The 19524-nt window shown below is 68.4% G+C and carries 17 protein-coding genes; 12 read left to right on the top strand and 5 right to left on the bottom strand.

Annotated features, from left to right (window positions below; all coding sequences use genetic code 11):
- The 5 genes from ruvB (at position 1) to AC5RWG_RS02315 (ending at position 6988) form a co-directional block, all read left to right on the top strand.
- The gene (gene ruvB, locus AC5RWG_RS02335) at positions 1-1086 is read left to right on the top strand and encodes a Holliday junction branch migration DNA helicase RuvB (protein WP_493987107.1); all 1086 of its coding nucleotides are present in this window, start codon (positions 1-3) and stop codon (positions 1084-1086) included.
- A gap of 142 nt (positions 1087-1228) precedes the next feature.
- Complete coding sequence (gene yajC / locus AC5RWG_RS02330) at positions 1229-1672, top strand: preprotein translocase subunit YajC (protein ID WP_494023013.1); 444 nt, start codon at positions 1229-1231, stop codon at positions 1670-1672.
- Between the two features lie 111 nt (positions 1673-1783).
- The gene (gene secD, locus AC5RWG_RS02325; RefSeq protein ID WP_494023014.1) at positions 1784-3511 is read left to right on the top strand and encodes a protein translocase subunit SecD; all 1728 of its coding nucleotides are present in this window, start codon (positions 1784-1786) and stop codon (positions 3509-3511) included.
- Positions 3512-4507, top strand: a complete 996-nt coding sequence (secF, locus tag AC5RWG_RS02320; protein WP_494023015.1) for a protein translocase subunit SecF — start codon at positions 3512-3514, stop codon at positions 4505-4507. It begins immediately after the preceding gene.
- A 270-nt stretch (positions 4508-4777) separates the two neighbouring features.
- Complete coding sequence (locus tag AC5RWG_RS02315) at positions 4778-6988, top strand: RelA/SpoT family protein (protein WP_494014064.1); 2211 nt, start codon at positions 4778-4780, stop codon at positions 6986-6988.
- Positions 6989-7046: 58 nt separating this feature from the next.
- On the opposite strand, the gene AC5RWG_RS02310 is transcribed toward AC5RWG_RS02315, so the two are convergent.
- From AC5RWG_RS02310 to AC5RWG_RS02300, 3 genes are all read right to left on the bottom strand, one after another.
- Entirely contained in the window at positions 7047-7658 is a 612-nt protein-coding gene (locus tag AC5RWG_RS02310; protein WP_494166349.1) for a type IV toxin-antitoxin system AbiEi family antitoxin, read from the bottom strand.
- Positions 7659-7755: 97 nt separating this feature from the next.
- The gene (locus AC5RWG_RS02305) at positions 7756-9339 is read right to left on the bottom strand and encodes a DUF349 domain-containing protein (RefSeq protein ID WP_494166348.1); all 1584 of its coding nucleotides are present in this window, start codon (positions 9337-9339) and stop codon (positions 7756-7758) included.
- 63 nt (positions 9340-9402) lie between these two features.
- Positions 9403-10194, bottom strand: coding sequence for a peptidylprolyl isomerase (locus AC5RWG_RS02300; protein ID WP_494166347.1), 792 nt, complete (start codon positions 10192-10194; stop codon positions 9403-9405).
- 195 nt (positions 10195-10389) lie between these two features.
- Here AC5RWG_RS02300 and hisS point away from each other — a divergent pair, with 195 nt between their 5' ends.
- Positions 10390-11739, top strand: coding sequence for a histidine--tRNA ligase (gene hisS / locus AC5RWG_RS02295; protein WP_494166346.1), 1350 nt, complete (start codon positions 10390-10392; stop codon positions 11737-11739).
- A gap of 55 nt (positions 11740-11794) precedes the next feature.
- On the opposite strand, the gene AC5RWG_RS02290 is transcribed toward hisS, so the two are convergent.
- Positions 11795-13045 (bottom strand): APC family permease, encoded by a 1251-nt coding sequence (locus tag AC5RWG_RS02290; RefSeq protein ID WP_494166345.1) that lies wholly within the window; start codon positions 13043-13045, stop codon positions 11795-11797.
- 211 nt (positions 13046-13256) lie between these two features.
- Here AC5RWG_RS02290 and aspS point away from each other — a divergent pair, with 211 nt between their 5' ends.
- The 3 genes from aspS (at position 13257) to AC5RWG_RS02275 (ending at position 17224) form a co-directional block, all read left to right on the top strand.
- Positions 13257-15053 (top strand): aspartate--tRNA ligase, encoded by a 1797-nt coding sequence (gene aspS, locus AC5RWG_RS02285; RefSeq protein ID WP_494166344.1) that lies wholly within the window; start codon positions 13257-13259, stop codon positions 15051-15053.
- Between the two features lie 82 nt (positions 15054-15135).
- Positions 15136-15747 (top strand): GNAT family N-acetyltransferase, encoded by a 612-nt coding sequence (locus AC5RWG_RS02280; RefSeq protein WP_494166343.1) that lies wholly within the window; start codon positions 15136-15138, stop codon positions 15745-15747.
- A 52-nt stretch (positions 15748-15799) separates the two neighbouring features.
- Positions 15800-17224: a replication-associated recombination protein A gene (locus tag AC5RWG_RS02275; RefSeq protein WP_494166342.1), complete on the top strand. Its 1425-nt coding sequence runs from the start codon at positions 15800-15802 to the stop codon at positions 17222-17224.
- A 50-nt stretch (positions 17225-17274) separates the two neighbouring features.
- On the opposite strand, the gene dtd is transcribed toward AC5RWG_RS02275, so the two are convergent.
- Positions 17275-17727, bottom strand: coding sequence for a D-aminoacyl-tRNA deacylase (dtd, locus tag AC5RWG_RS02270; protein ID WP_494014056.1), 453 nt, complete (start codon positions 17725-17727; stop codon positions 17275-17277).
- 270 nt (positions 17728-17997) lie between these two features.
- On the opposite strand from dtd, the gene rpsD reads away from it, so the two are divergent.
- From rpsD to AC5RWG_RS02255, 3 genes are all read left to right on the top strand, one after another.
- On the top strand, positions 17998-18624 hold the full coding sequence (gene rpsD / locus AC5RWG_RS02265) for a 30S ribosomal protein S4 (RefSeq protein WP_493967703.1): 627 nt from the start codon (positions 17998-18000) through the stop codon (positions 18622-18624).
- A gap of 251 nt (positions 18625-18875) precedes the next feature.
- Positions 18876-19259, top strand: a complete 384-nt coding sequence (locus AC5RWG_RS02260) for a DUF948 domain-containing protein (RefSeq protein WP_493999812.1) — start codon at positions 18876-18878, stop codon at positions 19257-19259.
- An 18-nt stretch (positions 19260-19277) separates the two neighbouring features.
- A complete protein-coding gene (locus AC5RWG_RS02255; RefSeq protein WP_494023022.1) occupies positions 19278-19511 on the top strand; it encodes a DUF6167 family protein in 234 nt (77 codons plus the stop codon).
- Positions 19512-19524 lie beyond the last annotated feature (13 nt).

The following is a 19524-nucleotide window of genomic DNA, read 5'->3' as shown; positions in this document are numbered from 1 at the left end:
GTGGCGGAGGATTCCGAGAACAACCGGCTGGTCGCCAACACGTCGGAAACCGAAGAACGGGCGATCGAATCGGCGCTGCGCCCCAAGAACCTGGACGATTTCGTGGGCCAGGCCCGGGTCCGCCAGCAGCTGTCGCTGGTGCTGGAGGCGTCCCGGATCCGCGAACGGACAGCCGACCATGTCCTGCTGTCCGGCCCGCCCGGACTGGGCAAGACCACGCTGGCCATGATCATCGCCGCGGAAATGAACGCGCCGCTGCGCATCAGCTCCGGACCGGCGATCCAGCACGCGGGCGACCTGGCGGCGATCCTGTCGTCGCTGACCGAAGGGGAGATCTTCTTCCTGGATGAGATCCACCGGATGTCGCGGCCGGCGGAGGAAATGCTCTACATGGCGATGGAGGACTTCCGGGTGGACATCGTGGTGGGCAAGGGCGCCGGCGCCACCGCCATCCCGCTCGACCTGCCGCCGTTCACCCTCGTCGGGGCCACGACGAGGGCCGGGCTGCTGCCGGGGCCGCTGCGCGACCGGTTCGGCTTCACCGGGCACTTGGAGTTCTACGCCGTCGCGGAGCTTGAGCTGGTGCTCCGCCGCTCGGCCATGCTGCTGGACCTCAAGGTCAGTTCGGCCGGTTTCGCCGAGATCGCCGGGCGCTCCCGCGGCACGCCCCGCATCGCCAACCGTCTGCTGCGCCGGGTGCGGGACTGGGCCCTTGTGCACAAGATCGAGGAGATCGATGCGCGTGCGGCAGCGGCGGCGCTCGATATGTACGAAGTCGACGAACGGGGACTGGACCGGCTGGACCGTGCGGTGCTGACCGCCCTGATCACCAAGTTCGGCGGTGGGCCCGTCGGTTTATCCACCCTGGCCATAGCCGTCGGCGAGGAAACCGAGACGGTGGAGACGGTGGCCGAGCCCTACTTGGTCCGCGAAGGGCTGCTCGGCCGGACGCCGCGCGGACGGATCGCCACCGCCGCGGCCTGGCAACACCTGGGGCTGGCGGTGCCGGATCACCTGGCCGCGGGACAGACCGAAGACCTGCTCTCGGAACTGCTGGAGCCGGACACGGATTTCGCCGAAAACTGAAGCTTGACCGTGTCAGGGCGGTCACCGCGTAGAATGGTAGGAACGTGCGGAGTGCGCCGTCCCCCACGGGACGCGGCAGGCTGCGTACACGGTCCGGATTTTCCTACCGGTCCGCTCCAGACTTCTAGGACGGAACTTCCCTGTGTTCGTAAATCTCTTCACCGGCACCACTCCCCAGCAGCAGTCGGGCGGCATCGACGTGATGACCATCGCCCTGTTCGCCGTTTTCGCGCTGTTGATCTTCTTCATGTTCCGCAAGCAAAAGAAGGTCCAGGCGCAGATGCGCGAAAAGGCCGAGCGCATCAAGGAGCAGATGGTGCCGGGTACCGAGGTGATGACTCAGTTCGGCCTCTTCGGCACCGTCGTTTCCCTCGACCCTGACAACAACAAGGTGGTCCTTGAACTGTCGCCGGGCAACACCGCCACCGTGCACACCCAGGCTGTGAACGAAGTCGTCACGCCGGAGGCCCCCGAGGTTCCTGACGACGCCTCGTCCCTCACCGCGGAAAGCGCTACCCGCCCGGAGGAATCCGCCGAGGACACCCTTAAGCGGCTCAACGAAGAGCAGAACAAAGACACCAAGTAGGCCAGCGACGGCTTAGCCGTATAGGCGTGCAGTGGCGGGGCATGCCCCGCCACTTCGCCATGTACCGGCCGGTTCCTCCGGCCGACTGAGCCGATGAGAGAAAGATCTTCCATGGCACGATCCGGTTCCACCAGCATTGCGCGGCGGACACTTATCTGGCTCGGTGTGCTCCTGGCCGCCGGCACCGTCATCCTGGGCAGCGGTGTATTCACCGGCCAGGCAAGCTGGGCGCCCAAGCTGGCGCTCGACCTTGAGGGCGGCACCCAGATGATCCTGGCTCCGCAGGTCCAGGGCGGCGGAGGCGAGATCACCGCCGAGCAGCTCAACCAGGCCGTGGAGATCATCCGCCAGCGCGTCGACGGCTCCGGCGTGGCGGAGGCCGAGATCACCACGCAGTCCGGCCGCAACGTGGTGGTCAGCCTGCCCGGTGTCCCGGACCAGCGGACCCGCGAACTGATCCAGGCGTCAGCCGCCATGGAATTCCGCCCGGTGCTCACCGTTGCACCGGGTTCCGCCGTTCCGGAGGAGGAGCGGACGCCCGAAGCGGACCTTCCGAAACCGGCGGCCGAACCGAAGAACGCCAGCGACCTGAACTGGATCACCCCGGAGCTCTACCAGGAGTTCGAGGCGCTGGAGTGCCTTGACCCGGCCGCGGCCGCAGAGGAGACCGAGCCGGCCGACCCGGCCAAGCCGACGGTCGCCTGCGAACCGGATACCGGCATGAAGTACATCCTGGGCCCGGTGGAGGTGCCCGGCACCGACATCGCCGACTCCAGCTTTGGCCAGGTGCGCGGCACCCAGGGACAGACGCTGAACCAGTGGGCGGTGAACATCGAGTTCAACAGCGAGGGAACCGCAACCTTCAAGGAAGTGACCGAACGGCTGTTCGGGCTCTCCGGCGCCCAGAACCAGTTCGCCATCGTGCTGGACGGCGAGGTGATTTCCGCTCCCACGACCAACGCGGTCATCCCCGACGGCAAGCCGCAGATCACCGGCAACTTCACGGAAGAATCGGCCCGTGTCCTCTCCGAGCAGCTGAAGTACGGCGCGCTGCCGATCAGCTTCGAGATCCAGAGCGAGCAGCAGATTTCCGCCACGCTGGGCGCCGACCAGTTGCGAATGGGCCTGATCGCCGGACTCATCGGCCTGGTGCTGGTCGCCGCCTACTCGATCTTCCAGTACCGCATGCTCGGCCTCGTGACCATCGCGTCGCTGGTGGTGGCCGGCCTCATGACCTATCTGGCGATTGCCATCCTGGGCTGGACCGAAAACTACCGGCTGTCGTTGGCCGGGGTCGCCGGCCTGATCGTGGCGATCGGCCAGACCGCCGACTCGTTCATCGTCTACTTCGAACGCATCCGCGACGAACTGCGCGAGGGCCGGGGCCTGGTCTCGGCCGTGGACAACGGCTGGAAGCGCGCACGGCAAACCGTGCTGGCTTCCAAGGCGGTCAACCTGCTGGCCGCCGTCGTGCTCTACTTCGTGGCGGTGGGCAACGTGCGCGGTTTTGCCTTCACGCTGGGCCTGACCGCGGTGGCCGACCTCCTGGTGGTCTTCATGTTCACGCACCCGACCATGCAGCTGCTGGCACGCACCAAGTTCTTCGGCGAGGGCCACCGCTTCTCCGGCCTGGATCCGCGCCTGCTGGACGCGGTGCCGCTGTACCGCGGGGCGGGCAGGATCCGCCAGCCCGGCGAACGCAAGGTGCCGGTGCGGGCCAAGAACGCCGCGGCGGCTGCCGAAGCCGACCGCCGCCAGACCATCGCCGAACGCCGGGCGGCCGAGAAGCAGCGCGCCACCAGCGGCGCGGGCCGCGGGTCCGACAAGGAGAGCAACTAAATGGCCAACTTTGCTAAGTGGGGCAACGATCTCTACACCGGCAAGCGCTCCTACGACTTTGTCTCCAAGTACAGGCTCTGGTTCGGCATTGCCGCCGCCGCGATCCTCCTGTCCATCGTGGTGCCGTTCGTCAAGGGCGGGTTCAACCTGGGCATCGACTTCCGCGGCGGCTCCGAGTTCACCGTGTCCAACGTGGAAAACACCGACGTCGGCCCCGGCGAGGCGGCCGTGGCCCAAGTCGCGGCGGATGCCGATCCCCGGGTGACGAACATCGCCCCGGGGACCATGCGGATCCAGACCGAGCGCCTGGACGACGACCAGACCCTGGAACTGCGCGACGCCCTCGTCGAAGCCTACGACGTCGAGTCAGACGAGGTGACGTCCTCGTATGTCGGTCCCACCTGGGGTGCCGACGTGACCCGGCAGGCGATCTGGGGCCTGGTGGTGTTCGTTGTGCTGGCGGCGATCATGATGGCGCTGTACTTCCGGACCTGGAAGATGTCCGTCGCCGCGCTCAGCGGCCTGGTGGTGGTGCTCATCGTGACCGCCGGCATCTATTCGCTGAGCGACTTCGAGGTGACGCCCTCGGCGATCATCGGCTTCCTGACCATTTTGGGGTACTCGCTGTACGACACGGTGGTGGTCTTCGACAAAATCCGCGAGAACACGGAAGACCTGGACAAGTCCACCAGGAGGACCTTCGCGGAGGAGGTCAATCTCGCCGTGAACCAGACTCTGGTCCGGTCCATCAACACCTCGGTGGTCGCCGTCCTGCCGGTCGCCGCCATCTTGTTCATCGGCGCGTTCCTGCTCGGCGCCGGCACGTTGAAGGACGTGTCCCTGGCACTGTTCATCGGCATCATCATCGGCACCGCCACCACAATCTTCATTGCGGCGCCGATGTATGCGCGGCTCCGGGCCAAGGAACCGGCGCTGCTCAAGCAGGCCAAGAAGGTGGAAGAACGGCGCCGCACCGAGGCCGCCCCCGTCGGGTGATGCCGTACCGGAACGACCGGGCCGCCGGACGAGCATAGAATGGTTTGCGGAACAGTGCTGGGCTGTGCGCCGCTGCCTTGCGGGCTGTAGCGTCGGTTCCAGGACTCATCGGGAAGGCGGGAAGGATTGGCCGAACACCTCAGGTCGACAGACCAGGCCAGTGACGCCGGTGTGACACCGGATCCTGGTCCTTCTGTGGTGCCCGCAGCCGCCGAAGTCCCGGGCAACGCACCGGTCCGCCATGCCTTCCCGGGGCGCCGGGAACGGACGATGTCCCGGCTTGCCCGGCTGGCCGGCCGGGGCGGGACCAGCTACTCGCCCATCCTGGAGCCGCTGCTGCGCACCGTCCGGGCCAACAACCCGCGCGAGGACTTCGACCTGATCCACCGCGCCTTCGTGGTGGCCGAGCGCAGCCACCGCGGGCAGAAACGCAAGAGCGGCGACCCGTACATCACCCACCCGGTGGCTGTGGCCACGATCCTCGCGGAACTGGGCATGACGGGCACGACGCTGGCCGCCGCCCTGCTGCACGACACGGTCGAAGACACCGAGTACACGCTCGCCGACCTGAAGGCGGAGTTCGGTCCGGAAATCGCGATGCTGGTGGACGGCGTCACCAAGCTGGACAAGGTGCAGTTCGGCGACGCGGCCCAGTCCGAGACCGTGCGCAAGATGGTCGTGGCGATGGCCAAGGACATCCGCGTCCTGGTGATCAAGCTGGCCGACCGGTTGCACAACGCCCGGACCTGGCGCTTTGTCTCGCCGGAGTCGTCGGCGAAGAAGGCGCGCGAAACCCTGGAGATCTTCGCCCCGTTGGCGCACCGGCTGGGCATGAACACCATCAAGTGGGAGCTTGAAGATCTCTCCTTCGCGGCCCTGCACCCGAAGGTCTACGAAGAGATCGTGCGGATGGTGGGGGAGCGCACCCCCGAACGGGAGAAGTACCTGACGACGCTGCGCACCAAGATCGGCGACGACCTGCGCGCCGTGAAGATCAAGGCCACGATTACCGGCCGGCCCAAGCACTACTACTCCATCTACCAGAAGATGATCGTGCGGGGTAAGGACTTCGACGACATCCACGACCTGATGGGCATCCGGGTACTGGTGGATACGGTCCGCGACTGCTACGCGGCACTCGGTGCCCTGCATGCGCGCTGGAACCCGCTGCCCGGCCGGTTCAAAGACTACATCGCCATGCCCAAGTTCAACATGTACCAGTCGCTGCACACCACGGTAATCGGCCCGGGCGGCAAGCCGGTGGAAATCCAGATCCGCACCCACGAGATGCACCGCCGCGCCGAGTACGGCGTCGCGGCCCACTGGAAGTACAAGGACATTGCCCGCGGCGGGACGGCCGACGGCGGTGACATGGGCTGGCTGCGCAGCCTGGTCGACTGGCAGCAGGAGACCAGCGACCCCGCCGAATTCCTGGACTCCCTCCGGTTCGAAATCAACGCCAAGGAAGTCTTCGTCTTCACGCCCAAGGGCGAAGTCATGGCGCTGCCGGCAGGATCAACGCCGGTGGACTTTGCCTATGCCGTGCATACCGAGGTCGGCCACCGCACCATCGGTGCCCGGGTCAACGGCAAGCTGGTCCCGCTGAACAGCGAACTCAGCCACGGCGACTGGGTGGAGATCTTCACCTCCAAGGCGGAGGGCGCCGGTCCCAGCCAGGACTGGCAGGGCTTCGTCAAGAGCCCGCGGGCACGGAACAAGATCCGCCAATGGTTCACCAAGGAGCGCCGCGAAGAGGCGATCGAAAAGGGCAAGGACCAGCTCACCCGCGCCATGCGGAAGCAGAACTTGCCGCTGCAGAAGATGATGACGCACGACGCGTTGATGTCAGTGGCGCAGGAACTTCACCACGCCGACGTGTCGGCGCTGTACGCCGCCGTGGGCGACGGCCATACGTCCGCCCAGAACGTGATCGAGCACTTGGTCGGCCTGCTCGGCGGACGCGAGGCGGTCGAGGAGGCCGAGCCGTCGCTCCCGACGACAGTCAGGCGGCCGAAGCATCCGGACTCCGGCGTCACCGTCGTGGGGGTCGGCGACGTCTGGGTCAAGCTGGCCCGGTGCTGTACCCCGGTCCCGCCGGATCCCATCATCGGATTCGTCACCCGGGGCTCGGGGGTGTCGGTGCACCGATCCGACTGCCGCAACGTGGCGGAGCTGCGCGAAAGCCCCGACCGGATCGTCGATGTCGCCTGGGCGCCCACCCAGTCCAGCGTGTTCCTGGTGGAGATCCAGGTCGAGGCGCTGGACCGCAAGAGCCTGCTCTCCGATGTCACCCGGGTGCTCGCCGAGAACCATGTCAATATCCTCTCCGCCACGGTGCATACCTCGAGCGACCGGCTCGCGATCTCGCGGTTCTCCTTTGAGATGGGCGACCCGAAGTACCTCAGTCATGTGCTCAGCGCGGTCCGGCGCATCGACGGCGTCTACGACGTGTACCGCACCTCGGGGTCCCAGCGCCGCTGATCCGCCCGCCCGCGGGGAAACGCCACTCCGCGGCCGCCCCGCAGGAACGTTCCCGCCGTCAGGCCGTACCCGTCGCCGAGTCCAGGCGCTGCAGGGCCCGGGCCTTGCCCGGCAGCCTCGGCCTCGCCTCGACCGCCTGCCGGACGGCGTCCAGCGGGCAGTCGAGCCCGCTGGCCCCGGCCAGCGCCCGCAACACGGGGATGGCCTCTTGGTCCGGAACGTGCAGGGCCACGTCCAGTGCGGTCCTCAGCGGCGTGCTGACCGGGACCCCGCCGATGGTCACGGTATCCAGGGGGCCCAGTGTCACTTCGTGGATCAGGGCAAGGCGGTACCGGCCCTGCGACGTGGTCCTGTGCCGGTGGTCCAGCAGCACCGAGAGTTTCTGCGGGGCCGGCGCGCAGCCGTAGACCCATGCCGCCGTCATCCTCCCCAGCACCACTTTCCGGCGGACATGCCCAGGCAGGCTGAAGTACGCGGCTGCCGCCCGGTGTCGGGGCGTGATCGGCTCCCATGGCAAGGCAAACCCCGGACCGTAGACGTTGACTAACAGGCCCTCCAAGCGCATGCACTCAAGTTCGCTGCGGCTGAACGGATGCCCCGGCCGCAGTACCGCCGGCGCGGGCTGGGCGGTACGTTCAGCCGCCGTGGCGGCGGGATGTAGACGGGCCATGCAGACAGCATGCCAAACGGGCCGGGACAGCCGAAGGGCCCCGAACGCCTTGTGGAAAGCCGTTCGGGGGCCCTCGGGTTGTGTAGGGCTTAGTCCTCTAGGAGAAGTCCTCCGCTGAGCGCTGCAGCGTGTCGAGCCACTGGCGGCGGGCCTCCAAGGCCTCCCGGGCCTTGGCGATCCGCCGCTGGTCGCCGGCCTTTTCGGCCTGAACCAGGTCATCCTCGAGCCCGGCGATGGCCGACTCGAGCTGGGACAGGGCACTGTTGGTGCGGGCCTTGGTCTCCGGATTCGTCCGGCGCCAGTGATCGTCCTCCGCGGCCTTGACCGCATCCTCGACCTTGCGCAGGCCGGCATCGATCCGCTGCATGTCGCCGCGCGGAACCTTGCCGGCTTCCTCCCAACGATCACGGATGGACTGCAGGGCCTTCTTGGCTGCGGACAGGTCGGTCACTGGCAGCAGCGCCTGCGCCTCGGCGACCAGCGCTTCCTTGACCACCAGGTTGGCGGCGAACTCCTGGTCGATTGCCTCGTTGGCGGCCTGGCGTGCCGCGAAGAACTTGTCCTGCGCCGCCCGGAACCTGGCCCAGAGCGCGTCGTCGTCCTTGCGGCTGGCGCGCTTGGATGCCTTCCAATCGTCCATCAGCTTCCGGTACTCGGCCGCGGTGTGGCCCCAGTCCGTGGAGGTGGAAAGCTCTTCGGCCCGGGCGATCAGGGCTTCCTTGGCGGCCTTTGCCGCGGCGTTGTCGCTGTCCAGTTGGCTGAAGAACGCGCGGCGGTGCCGATCAAAGACCGTCCGTGCCGAGCGGAACCGTTTCCACAGTGCGTCCTCGGTGCTGCGGCCCAGCCGGATGCCGTTCTTCTGGGCGGCCTTCCACGCGTCGAAGAGTTCGTTCATGCGGGCGCTGCTGGTTTTCCACTGCACCGACGACGGGTCCTTGCCGGCGATCTCCTCGGCTTCGGCGACGATGGCTTCGCGGGCCGCCAGTTCTGCGGCTCGCTGGGCTTCCTGGTTTGCCTTCTCGGCCTTCTGCAGTTCGCTGATGGCTGAGCCAAGTTTCGCCAGCCGGGACTCGAGCGCGGGCACGTCGCCCACCATGTGCCGCTCGGCCACCTGGGCCTTCAGATGCTCAAGGGTCTTGTGCATGTCGTTGGAGGGAGCCTTGGCTTCGACCCGCTGTTCCAGCAGGGCAGCCTGGGCCGCCACATCGTCATACTTGCGCACGAAGTAGGCCAGCGCCTCGTCCTTGCTGGCGTCCGGGTACTGTCCGACCGGATGCTCCTGCCCGTCGACCAGCAGGAAGACGTGGCCGTCGTCGGTGACGCGGGCCCATTTGGACGCCTCGGACAGCGGTGTGGAGGCGACCGCCGGAACAGGGATGACGTGCTGTGCGGGGGCAGCGGCAGCAATCTTTCCCGGCATGGCCGCAGGCGTGGGCTTGCGGCCCGGGGCGGGCTTCGGGGCCGGTTTGCCTGCCGGCATCGGGGCACTGGGGGAGGGCGCGGCCTGGGCCTCGTCCTCGGTTGCCAGCTCAGCGGGTGCCGCCTCTGCGGCAGGCGGCTGGCCGGCTGCCGAGCCGTTTGCCGTTTGGTCGGTCGGAACCTGTTCCGCTGCCAAACCGTTTGCGGCTTGTTCGGTCTCGGCGGTCTGGGCTGCTTCGTCGGATTGCTGACTGGGTGTCACCGCTAGAACTCTTTCGCTTGTGCCTGGGGCCGCGTATTCAGCGGCACCATCGTGGTGGGGTGCTCACTGGAGGGTGAACGACTCTATTGTTACCGGTATCTTAGGCGGGCCGTCCTGGCTGTCGGCATCCTCGACGCCTCCGGCCGCGATCTGCTCGATGACGTCCAGCCCTTCGGTTACCTTACCCATAATCGTGTAGCCGCCGGTATCTTGCGGGATGGTGGAATCTTTCCACGCAATGAAGAACTGCGTCCCGTTGCTGTAGGTATCGGCACCGCGGGCGACGGCGATTGTGCCGGCCGGATACACGCCGTCTTCGGGGGTGTTCTCCACCGGGCCCCACTGGTATGCGGGATCGCCGCCGCCGGCCCCGTCCACGGAACCGCACTGCAGCACGCCCATGCTGGCGGCGGTGGTGAGCCGGTGGCAGTTCTTGCCCTCGAAGAAACCGTCCCGGGCCAAGGTGCTGAAGACCGCTGCCGCCTGCGGCGCCACGTTGCCGTCCAGTTCCACACCGATATCGCCCTCGTTCGTGGCGATGGTGCCGTTGAAGACCTTTCCCTCGGCGATCTCCGGCGACGGGATGCCGGCCGCGTTGGCGGAGGGCGGCGGCGAGGCGACGCCTTGCGGGTCTTCGAGGCCTCGGCGGACCTGTTCCACCTCGGACGGAGTGGGGTTCGAGGCGAACACGGTCATCTGGACGATCACGCCGCCGGCTACCAGTGCCGCCAAGGCTGCGACGGCGATGATGTTGTCGCGCTTGCGCCGCGCCGCCTGCTGCCGGCGCAGGTCGCGTTTGGCCTCCATCCGGGCGATGCGGCGCCGGGTTTCGCGGTCATGACGGCTCCGGGCCAAAGCTCCTCCTGGTCGTTGCGCTGAACGGCTCCGCCCGGCGCCGGGGCGGCGCCCGGCAGCGCGTTTGGTTCCGCTGCCGTGGCAGGCCTTAAACTGGTCCAGCAGCAAGTCTAGCGATCCGGTGCCGCAGCACCGCCGTCGGCTTCAATGCACCCGCCTCATCCTTACCCCTCATCTACTAGGAGATACGTCCGTATGGCACGCAAGGCCTCCCTGTCAGGCTTCCCGGAATGGCTTCCGCAGGAGAGGCTTGTGGAGCTGCATGTTCTGGATTCCCTGCGCCGGACGTTTGAGCTGCACGGTTTCTCCTCCATCGAGACCCGCGCCGTCGAAACCGTGGCCCAGCTGCTGCGCAAGGGCGAGATCGACAAAGAGGTTTACGGCCTGCACCGCCTGCAGGCCGACGAATCCGAGGGCAAGTCCGAGGACAAGCTGGCCCTGCACTTCGACCTTACGGTCCCGTTCGCCCGCTACGTCGTGGAGAACGCCGGCCACCTGGCCTTCCCCTTCCGCCGGTACCAGATCCAAAAGGTCTGGCGGGGCGAGCGTCCGCAGGAGGGCCGGGCCCGCGAGTTCACCCAGGCGGACATCGACGTGGTGGGCGACGGCGAGCTGCCCTTCCGCTACGACGTGGAGCTGGCGCTCGTCATCGTCGAGGCCCTCAGCGCGCTGCCCATCCCCGAGTTCAAGCTGCGCGTAAACAACCGGAAGCTGGCCGAAGGCTTCTACCGCGGGATCGGGCTGACCGACACCGCCGGGGTACTGCGCAGCATCGACAAGCTGGAGAAGATCGGTCCCGAGAAGGTTGCCGCGCTGCTGCAGGAAGAACTGGGCGCCACCGACGAACAGGCGCAGGCCGCGCTGAAGCTGGCATCCATCCGGACCGAGGACACCTCCTTCGTGGACCAGGTGCGGGCGCTCGGAGTCCGGCACGAGCTGCTGGAGACCGGCCTGGCCGAGCTGGAGGAAGTCGTCGGCGAGGCGCACCGGCGCGCCCCGGGCAAGGTGCTGGCCGACCTGAGCATCGCCCGCGGCCTGGACTATTACACCGGCACGGTCTACGAAACCGTCCTTGTGGGCCATGAGCAGCTGGGATCCATCTGCTCCGGAGGCCGTTACGACGCGCTGGCGGCCAAGGGCAACCGGACCTTCCCCGGCGTCGGCCTCTCCATCGGCGTGACACGGCTGGTCATGCGGATCCTGGGACAAGAGTTCGCCGTGGCGTCCCGGCAGGTGCCGACGACCGTGCTGGTCGCCCTGGCCAACGAGGACAGCTGGTCGCAGGCCCAGGACGTGGCGGGGGAGCTGCGTTCACGCGGCATCAGCGTGGAGGTGGCCGCGAAGGCAGACAAGTTCGGCAAGCAGATCAAGTACGCGGACCGCCGCGGCATCCCCTACGTCTGGTTCACCTCCGTGGCCGACGACGGCAGCCTCAGCCATGAGGTCAAGGACATTCGCTCCGGCGACCAGGCCGCGGCGGATCCGGCGGTCTGGACCCCTCCGGCGGAGGATCTGGCCCCGCAGATCACCGCGGCCGCCCACTAAGGGCGGCCGCGGTCGGGCGGCCCTGCTCAGCAGCCGCGGTTGGCGGCGACCCCGCTCAGGTTCCCGGACGGCGGCGGACCGGCGCCAGCGCCGCGCGGCCGACCACGCCCGCGCCGAGCACGGCCAGCATCATCACCACGGACGTGACCGGCAGGGTGAAGGCCAGCAGCAGGCAGCCGAGGAGCCCTGCGACATTCAGCAGTTTCGGCGCGTGCCAGGGCCGCTCGTCGAGGGTGAGGGCGGCCGCATTCGTGACGCTGTAGTAAATCAGCACGCCGAAGCTGGAGAGCCCGACCACGGCGAGCACATCCTGGGTGAGCAGCAGGAAAATGACGACGGCGGCCACCACCAGGTCCGCCGCCCACGGAACCTTGAACCGGGTGCCCACCGTGGCGAAGACGCGCGGCAGGTCGCCTTCCCGGGCCATGGCGAACGTGGTCCGGCCGACACCGGCGATCAGCGCCAGCAGGGCGCCCAGGCTGGCGAGGGCGACTGCGATGCCCATGGCCGTGGTGCCCACGCCGCCGCCGACCTCCTCCATGACGGCGCGCAGCGGGGCATCGCTCTCCGCCAGCAGCTCGGGTCCCAGGTAGCGCAGCAGTCCCAGGCCGATCAGCACGTAGAGCACGAAGGTAATCAGCAGCGCGGAGAAAATAGCGAGCGGAATCAGCTTCTTCGGTTCCCGGATCTCTTCGCCCATGGTGGCGATCCTGGCGTAGCCGGCGAAGGCGAAGAAGAACAGCCCCGCGGCCTGCAGCACACCGTACGGGGACGCGGCAATCTGCCCGCCCGGGACCCCGACCGGATCGGCGTCGAAGGCCACAACGACCGCGAACACCAGCACGGCGGCCACGAACGACACGATCCACCGGGTCACCCAAGCGGTCCGGGTGATGCCCAGCAGGTTGATTGAGGTCAGCACGACGACGGCGGCCACGGCAGCGGCCGTGGCATATTCCGGGAAAACGTAGAGGCCGAAGGTCAGGGCCATGGCCGCGCAGGAGGCAATCTTGCCGGTCACGAAGCTCCAGCCGGCCAGGAAGCCGGGCCATTCGCCCAGCCGCTTCCGTCCGTAAATGTACGTGCCGCCGCTGGTGGGGTAGAGGGCGGCCAGCTGCGCAGTCGCCGCCGCGTTGCAATAGGCCACGAACGCCGCGATGCCCAGCGCCAGCGGCAGCCACGAACCGGCCGCGGCGGCCGCGGGACCAAACACCACGAAGACGCCGGCACCGATCATGGATCCGACGCCCACGGTGGTCGCGTCGACCCCGCCGAGGCGGCGTTCCAGCGACGATTCACTACTCACAGTTGCTCCAGCTCCTTGCCCGCTGCGCCCCGCGCCGGCCGGCCGGTCCGGGCCATTTCCCCTCGCGCGGCGGCAGCCGAGGTCCGGGGCGCAGCTTGATCAACGGTAAACTCGTCTACATCTCCACTCACCATAGCCGTACCCCGCCGCCGCACCAGGTAAACAGCGGGCGGCGAACAGATGAGCGAATCGTTCTACCGGAAGGACTGTTGTGCTGCGCACACACGACCTCGGCACCCTCAGGGCCGAGCACATCGGACAAACCGTTACCCTCGCCGGCTGGGTGGCCCGCCGCCGCGACCACGGTGGTGTGGCGTTCCTGGACCTGCGCGACGCCTCCGGTGTGGCGCAGGTAGTAGTCCGCGAGGAGGACGTGTTCCATTCGCTCCGCAATGAATACGTGCTGCAGATCAAGGGCACCGTGGAGAAGCGCCCGGAGGGCAATGAGAACCCGGCCCTCGCCACCGGTGAGGTGGAGGTCATGGCGGAGGACGTCGTCGTCCTCAACACCGCCGACCCGCTGCCGTTCCAGGTGGACGAGCACGTGGAGGTGGGCGAGGAGGCCCGCCTCAAGCACCGCTACCTGGACCTGCGCCGGCCGGGCCCCTCGAAGGCGCTGCGGCTGCGCTCGGAAGCCAACCGGGTGGCGCGCGAGCTCCTGCACGGCGACGGATTCGTGGAGATCGAGACCCCGACGCTGACCCGCTCGACGCCCGAAGGCGCCCGCGACTTCCTGGTCCCGGCGCGCCTGGCCCCGGGGGCCTGGTACGCGCTGCCGCAGTCCCCGCAGCTGTTCAAGCAGTTGCTGCAGGTGGGCGGCTTCGAGAAGTACTACCAGATTGCCCGCTGCTACCGCGACGAGGACTTCCGCGCCGACCGCCAGCCGGAGTTCACCCAGCTGGACATCGAGGCCAGCTTCGTGGACCAGGACGACATCATCGCCCTGGGCGAGCGGATCGTGCAGGCCCTGTGGCGGCTGATCGGCGTCGAAATCAGCACCCCGATCCCGCGGATGACCTACGCCGAGGCGATGGACAAGTACGGTTCGGACAAGCCGGACCTGCGGTTTGGCCAGGAACTGACCGAGCTGACCGAATTCTTCAAGGACACCACGTTCCGTGTCTTCCAGGCGCCCTACGTGGGTGCCGTGGTCATGCCCGGCGGGGCCTCGCAGGCCCGCCGCACCCTGGACGCCTGGCAGGAGTGGGCCAAGCAGCGCGGCGCCAAGGGCCTTGCCTACGTGCTGGTTCAGGAGGACGGGGAGCTGACCGGCCCGGTAGCCAAGAACCTCACCGACTTCGAGCGCGAGAACCTCGCGGGCACCGTGGGCGCCAACCCCGGCGACTGCATTTTCTTCGCGGCCGGCGACCGTGCCGCCTCGCGAGCGCTGCTGGGTGCGGCGCGCGTGGAAATCGGCCACCGCACCGGCCTGATCAACGAGGGCGACTGGGCGTTCGTCTGGGTGGTCGACGCGCCCATGTTCGAGCCTGCCGAGGCGGCCGTCGCCTCCGGCGACGTGGCCGTGGGCGGCGGTAAATGGACGGCCGTGCATCACGCCTTCACCTCGCCGAAGCCGGAGTTCATGGACACCTTCGACACCGACCCGGAGTCTGCGCTGTCCTACGCCTACGACATCGTTTGCAACGGCAACGAAATCGGCGGCGGCTCCATCCGTATCCACCAGCGGGACATGCAGGAACGCGTGTTCAAGGTGATGGGGCTGGACAAGGAGTCCGTGCAGACCAAGTTCGGCTTCCTGCTGGAGGGCTTCAAGTACGGCGCCCCGCCGCACGGCGGCATCGCCTTCGGCTGGGACCGCGTGGTCGCCCTGATGGCCGGCGAGGAGTCCATCCGCGAGGTCATCGCCTTCCCGAAGACCGGCGGCGGCTACGACCCGCTCACCGCAGCGCCGGCACCGATCACGCCGCAGCAGCGCAAGGAAGCCGGCGTCGACGCCAAGCCGCAGCCCAAGGACGCGGCCAAGGAGGCCGGGGCCAAGGCGGAGTAGTCGGGCACTGATCCGTCCCTGACGTACGACGGCGGGCGCGCACCCCTTGCGGTGCGTGCCCGCCGTGCTGTCTGCTGGGAGCATGCAGACAGCTACCGGCGCCGGCGTCGCCGTCGTCCCGGCAAACCAAGCCTCCTGGGAGGACCTGCAGGCAGTCTTCGGCACCCGCGGCGAAGCGGCGCGTTGCCAATGCCAGTGGTTCCAGACCCCGGCGGCCCGGTGGCGGGAGTGGCTGATCGAGGAACGGGCTTTCCGGCTCCGGGCCGAAACCCGGTGCGGTGATTCAGAGGCCGGTTCCACCAGCGGCCTGGTGGCCTACCTGGACGGCGAACCGGCCGGCTGGTGCGCCGTGGAACCCCGGACGGCCTACCGGCGCCTGCGCACCAGCAGGGTGGTGTGGGCCGGACGCGACGAAGACCCCGACGACGGGACGGTGTGGGCGGCGGTGTGCTTCACCACCAGGACCGGCTTCCGGCGCCGCGGGATCAGCCGGGCACTGGCTTCCGCGGCCGCCGCCTGGGCGAAGGAGAACGGCGCCCGCGCCATCGAGGGCTACCCGCTCATTCCCAAGCCCGGGCAGCGGCTGACGTGGGGCGAACTGTACGTGGGCAGCCACAGCATCTTCAGCGCGGCGGGGTTCCGCGAGGTCACCCGCCCCACGCCCCGCCGCGCCGTGATGCGCATCGACTTTTAGGGAATAACGCGGCCGGTGCCCGGGCGTCAGGGGGCAACGATAGCCTTGACGTGTGAGTGACTTGTTCAGTGCCGCCGCGGGCGACGATGAAGACTACGACGGCGACGGCCGGGGACCGGATTCCGACGGCGAGGCCGACGCCGGATCCGGGCGTCCGCGCAGCCCGTTGGCGGTCCGGATGCGGCCGCGCACGCTGGACGACGTGGTCGGCCAGCAGCACCTGCTCCAGTCGGGATCGCCGCTGCGGCTGCTGGCCACCGGCGGAGCGGCCACCGGACCGGCGGGACCGTCCTCGGTGATCCTGTGGGGCCCGCCGGGCACTGGCAAGACCACCCTGGCGCACGTGATCGCCCGCGGTCCCGGCCGCAAGTTCGTGGAGCTCTCCGCCATCACCGCCGGCGTCAAGGACGTGCGCCGGGTGATGGACGAGGCCCTGACCGCCCGCGACCTGCACCGGATCACCACCGTGCTGTTCCTGGACGAGATCCACCGCTTCAACAAGGCGCAGCAGGACGCGCTGCTGCCCGGCGTCGAGAACCGCTGGGTGGTGCTGGTCGCCGCGACCACCGAGAACCCGTCGTTCTCCGTGGTCTCGCCGCTGCTGTCCCGCTCGCTGCTGCTGACGCTGCAGCCGCTGACCGCCGCCGACATCGAGGCCCTGCTGGTGCGCGCCGTCGCGGACGAGCGCGGGCTGGCCGGGCGGGTTGCCCTGAGCGACGAGGCACTGGAACACCTCGTGCGGCTGGCAGCCGGCGACGCGCGCCGCGGCCTCACCGCGCTGGAAGCCGCCGCCGGAGTGGCCTGGGGCGATTCCGGCGGAACCGGCGAGGACGGCGCCCCGGTCCTCGTCGAGCTCGCCCATGCCGAGCGTGCCATGGACCGTGCCGCGCTGCGCTACGACCGGGCCGGCGACCAGCACTACGACATCACCAGCGCCTTCATCAAGTCGATGCGCGGCTCCGACGTGGACGCGGCGCTGCACTACATGGCCCGGATGCTGGAGGCGGGGGAGGACCCGCGGTTCGTGGCCCGCCGGATCGTAATCCATGCGTCCGAAGACGTCGGCATGGCCGACCCCACCGCGCTGCAGACGGCCGTCGCCGCCGCCCAGGCCGTGCAGCTGATCGGCATGCCCGAGGCCCGGCTGGTGTTGGCCCAGGCCGTGGTCCACATCGCCACCGCACCGAAGTCACCGGCCTGCTACCTGGCGATCAACGCGGCAGTGGCGGACGTACGCGCCGGACGCGGCCAGGGAGTTCCCGTGCACCTGCGCGACTCCCACTACGCCGGCGCCAAGGGGATGGGCCACGGGAAGGGCTACGTGTACTCGCACGATGCCCCGCACGGGATCGCCACCCAGCAGTACGCACCAGACGACCTGGTGGGCCGGAACTACTACGAACCGACCACCAACGGCGCCGAGCGGGAGATCTCCTCCCGGGTGGACCGGCTGCGGAAGATCATCCGCGGCCAATAACGACGGCGGTGCCCGGCCTCCAACGACGGCGCTGCCCGGCGCGGCACACCCTAATCGCGGCGCGGCTTGCCGAAGTCCTCCGTGTCCAGGCTGATGGTAAACGGGCCCGAATTCACCAGCTCCAGCTCCATCATGGCGCCGAACACGCCGGTTTCGACTTGCGCGCCGAGCACCCGCAGCGCCGCCACGAAGTCCTCCACCAAGGGTTCGCCGACCGCCGCCGGGGCGGCCGCCGACCAGGACGGCCGCCGGCCGCGGCGGGTATCGGCGTACAGGGTGAACTGGCTGACCACCAGCAGCGGGGCGCCGGCCGTGGCACACGACTGCTCGCCGTCGAGGATCCGCAGCTGCCAGGTCTTCTGCGCCAGCGCCACGGCGTCGTCAGGGGTGTCGGTGTGGGTAGCGCCGACCAGCACCACCAGTCCGGGACCGGGCAGGGCGCCCACCACGGCGCCGTCGACACTGACGCTGGCGCGGCTGGCGCGCTGCAAAATGGCTCGCATGGACCCAGCCTAGGCAAAGCCGCCGCTGCACACGAATGGCGGCGGCCGGAAGCCGGCACCCGGACGCGTGCGGCAGCAACCCGAGCTGCTGCTAGAATGGTTGGCTGACTGGCAAGCCGTTCTTCACGCGCCGTCAAACCCCGGATCACATCAGAGGTGGGGCCAGACGCGTGCCGCGAACGGACTGTAGCTGAAGGTAGCGGTTGACCAACGCTCTCCGATACATGGAGGCCAGCAAACCATTGCACCGCACATAACTGGAAGGACATCGTGGCTAACAACACACGAGCCCGCCGCAAGGTCCGCATTTCGCGTGCCCTTGGCATTGCCCTGACGCCCAAGGCTGAGAAGTACATGGAGCGTCGCCCGTACGGCCCCGGCCAGCACGGACGCGCCCGCCGCAAGCAGGACAGTGACTACGCCGTACGTCTGCGCGAGAAGCAGCGTCTGCGTGCCCAGTACGGCATCCGCGAAGCACAGATGACCCGTGTCTTCGAGGAAGCCCGCAACACCGCCGGCCTGACCGGTGAAAACCTGATCGAGCTGCTGGAAATGCGTCTTGACGCCCTGGTGCTGCGTGCCGGCTTTGCCCGCACGATTGCCCAGGCCCGCCAGCTGGTGGTGCACCGCCACATCATGGTTGACGGCAAGCGCGTGGACCGCCCGTCCTTCCGCGTTTCCGAAGGCCAGCTGATCCACGTCCACGAGCGCTCCGAGAAGATGCCCCCGTTCCAGGTGGCAGCTGCCGGCGCTCACCGCGACGTGCTCCCCAACGTTCCGGCGTACCTGGATGTCGCTTTGGAGAAGCTGCAGGCCCGCCTGGTCCGCCGCCCCAAGCGCTCCGAGGTCCCCGTGACCTGCGAAGAGCAGCTGGTGGTCGAATACTACGCTCGCTAGGCCCGTTGTCCCGGGCGTGAAACCCCGGGACAGCACCTGCGAGATGCCGTCCCCGTGCGCGGGGCCGGCGCTGAACAGCCCGCGGCATCGCCGCGGGCTGTTCAGTAGGTAAGGTGTTGTCAGTGGCGGTACGGTGCCTGCGTCCAGGTGCGCCCCGCCGTCGTTAGCCGGAACCCGCAGCCGATGGCCCGCCCATGCCGCGCGCGGAACCGGAGTACGCCAAGAACCAACAAATAGGAGCGTTTGAGCCCATGTCAGGTGGAGATATCGCCGGTCTGATCGCCGCGGGCGTGTTCGCGGTGCTGGTGGCCCTGCTGGCCATACCGGTCTGGAAGCTCGGCAAGGTGTTTGACGAACTGCGCCAGGCAATCCGGGACATCAGCGACGGCACCACGCCGCTGATCGGCGAAGTCACCACCACTGTGAGCACCACCAACGAACAGCTCAGGAAGGTCGACGGGATCTCCAACCACGTCTCGGACGCCTCCGCCAACCTGTCGGCCCTGACCTCGCTGGTCTCCGCGACCCTGGGCTCGCCCCTGATCAAGGTGGCCGCCTTCTCCTACGGCGTGCGCAGCGCCTTCAATTCCGCCGGCAAGGGCGCGCCCGAGGGCAAGCGCCGCCGCGGCCGCTGACCGGAAAGAGGAACCGACATGAAGCGAATGATCTGGATGGCCGCCGGCGTGGCGATCGGCGTGCTCGCGGTACGCAAGGTGTCCCAAACGCGTGACGCGTTGGGCCCGGCGGGACTGAACCGCGCCCTGGCGCAGGTGGCCGATTCCGTGGCCAACTTCGCCGACGCGGTCCGCGACGGCATGCAGGAACGTGAAACCGACCTGCGCCTGGCCCTGGGCATCGATTCCGCCGACGACGTCCGCAAGCGATAAGTTTTTTTACGGT

It is taken from the genome of Arthrobacter sp. Y3221160, assembly GCF_059092585.1.
The sequence above is the reverse complement of the archived record's forward strand: the minus strand, read 5'-3'. Positions and strand labels throughout refer to the sequence as shown.

Bases quoted from the DNA above. Each gene is read 5' to 3' on its own strand.
- AC5RWG_RS02280 (WP_494166343.1), top strand. From the start codon at position 15,136: ATGCAGACAGCTACCGGCGCCGGCGTCGCCGTCGTCCCGGCAAACCAA.
- AC5RWG_RS02315 (WP_494014064.1), top strand. From the start codon at position 4,778: ATGTCCCGGCTTGCCCGGCTGGCCGGCCGGGGCGGGACCAGCTACTCG.
- secF (WP_494023015.1), top strand. From the start codon at position 3,512: ATGGCCAACTTTGCTAAGTGGGGCAACGATCTCTACACCGGCAAGCGC.
- dtd (WP_494014056.1), bottom strand. From the start codon at position 17,727: ATGCGAGCCATTTTGCAGCGCGCCAGCCGCGCCAGCGTCAGTGTCGAC.
- secD (WP_494023014.1), top strand. From the start codon at position 1,784: ATGGCACGATCCGGTTCCACCAGCATTGCGCGGCGGACACTTATCTGG.
- AC5RWG_RS02255 (WP_494023022.1), top strand. From the start codon at position 19,278: ATGAAGCGAATGATCTGGATGGCCGCCGGCGTGGCGATCGGCGTGCTC.
- hisS (WP_494166346.1), top strand. From the start codon at position 10,390: ATGGCACGCAAGGCCTCCCTGTCAGGCTTCCCGGAATGGCTTCCGCAG.
- AC5RWG_RS02260 (WP_493999812.1), top strand. From the start codon at position 18,876: ATGTCAGGTGGAGATATCGCCGGTCTGATCGCCGCGGGCGTGTTCGCG.
- AC5RWG_RS02310 (WP_494166349.1), bottom strand. From the start codon at position 7,658: ATGGCCCGTCTACATCCCGCCGCCACGGCGGCTGAACGTACCGCCCAG.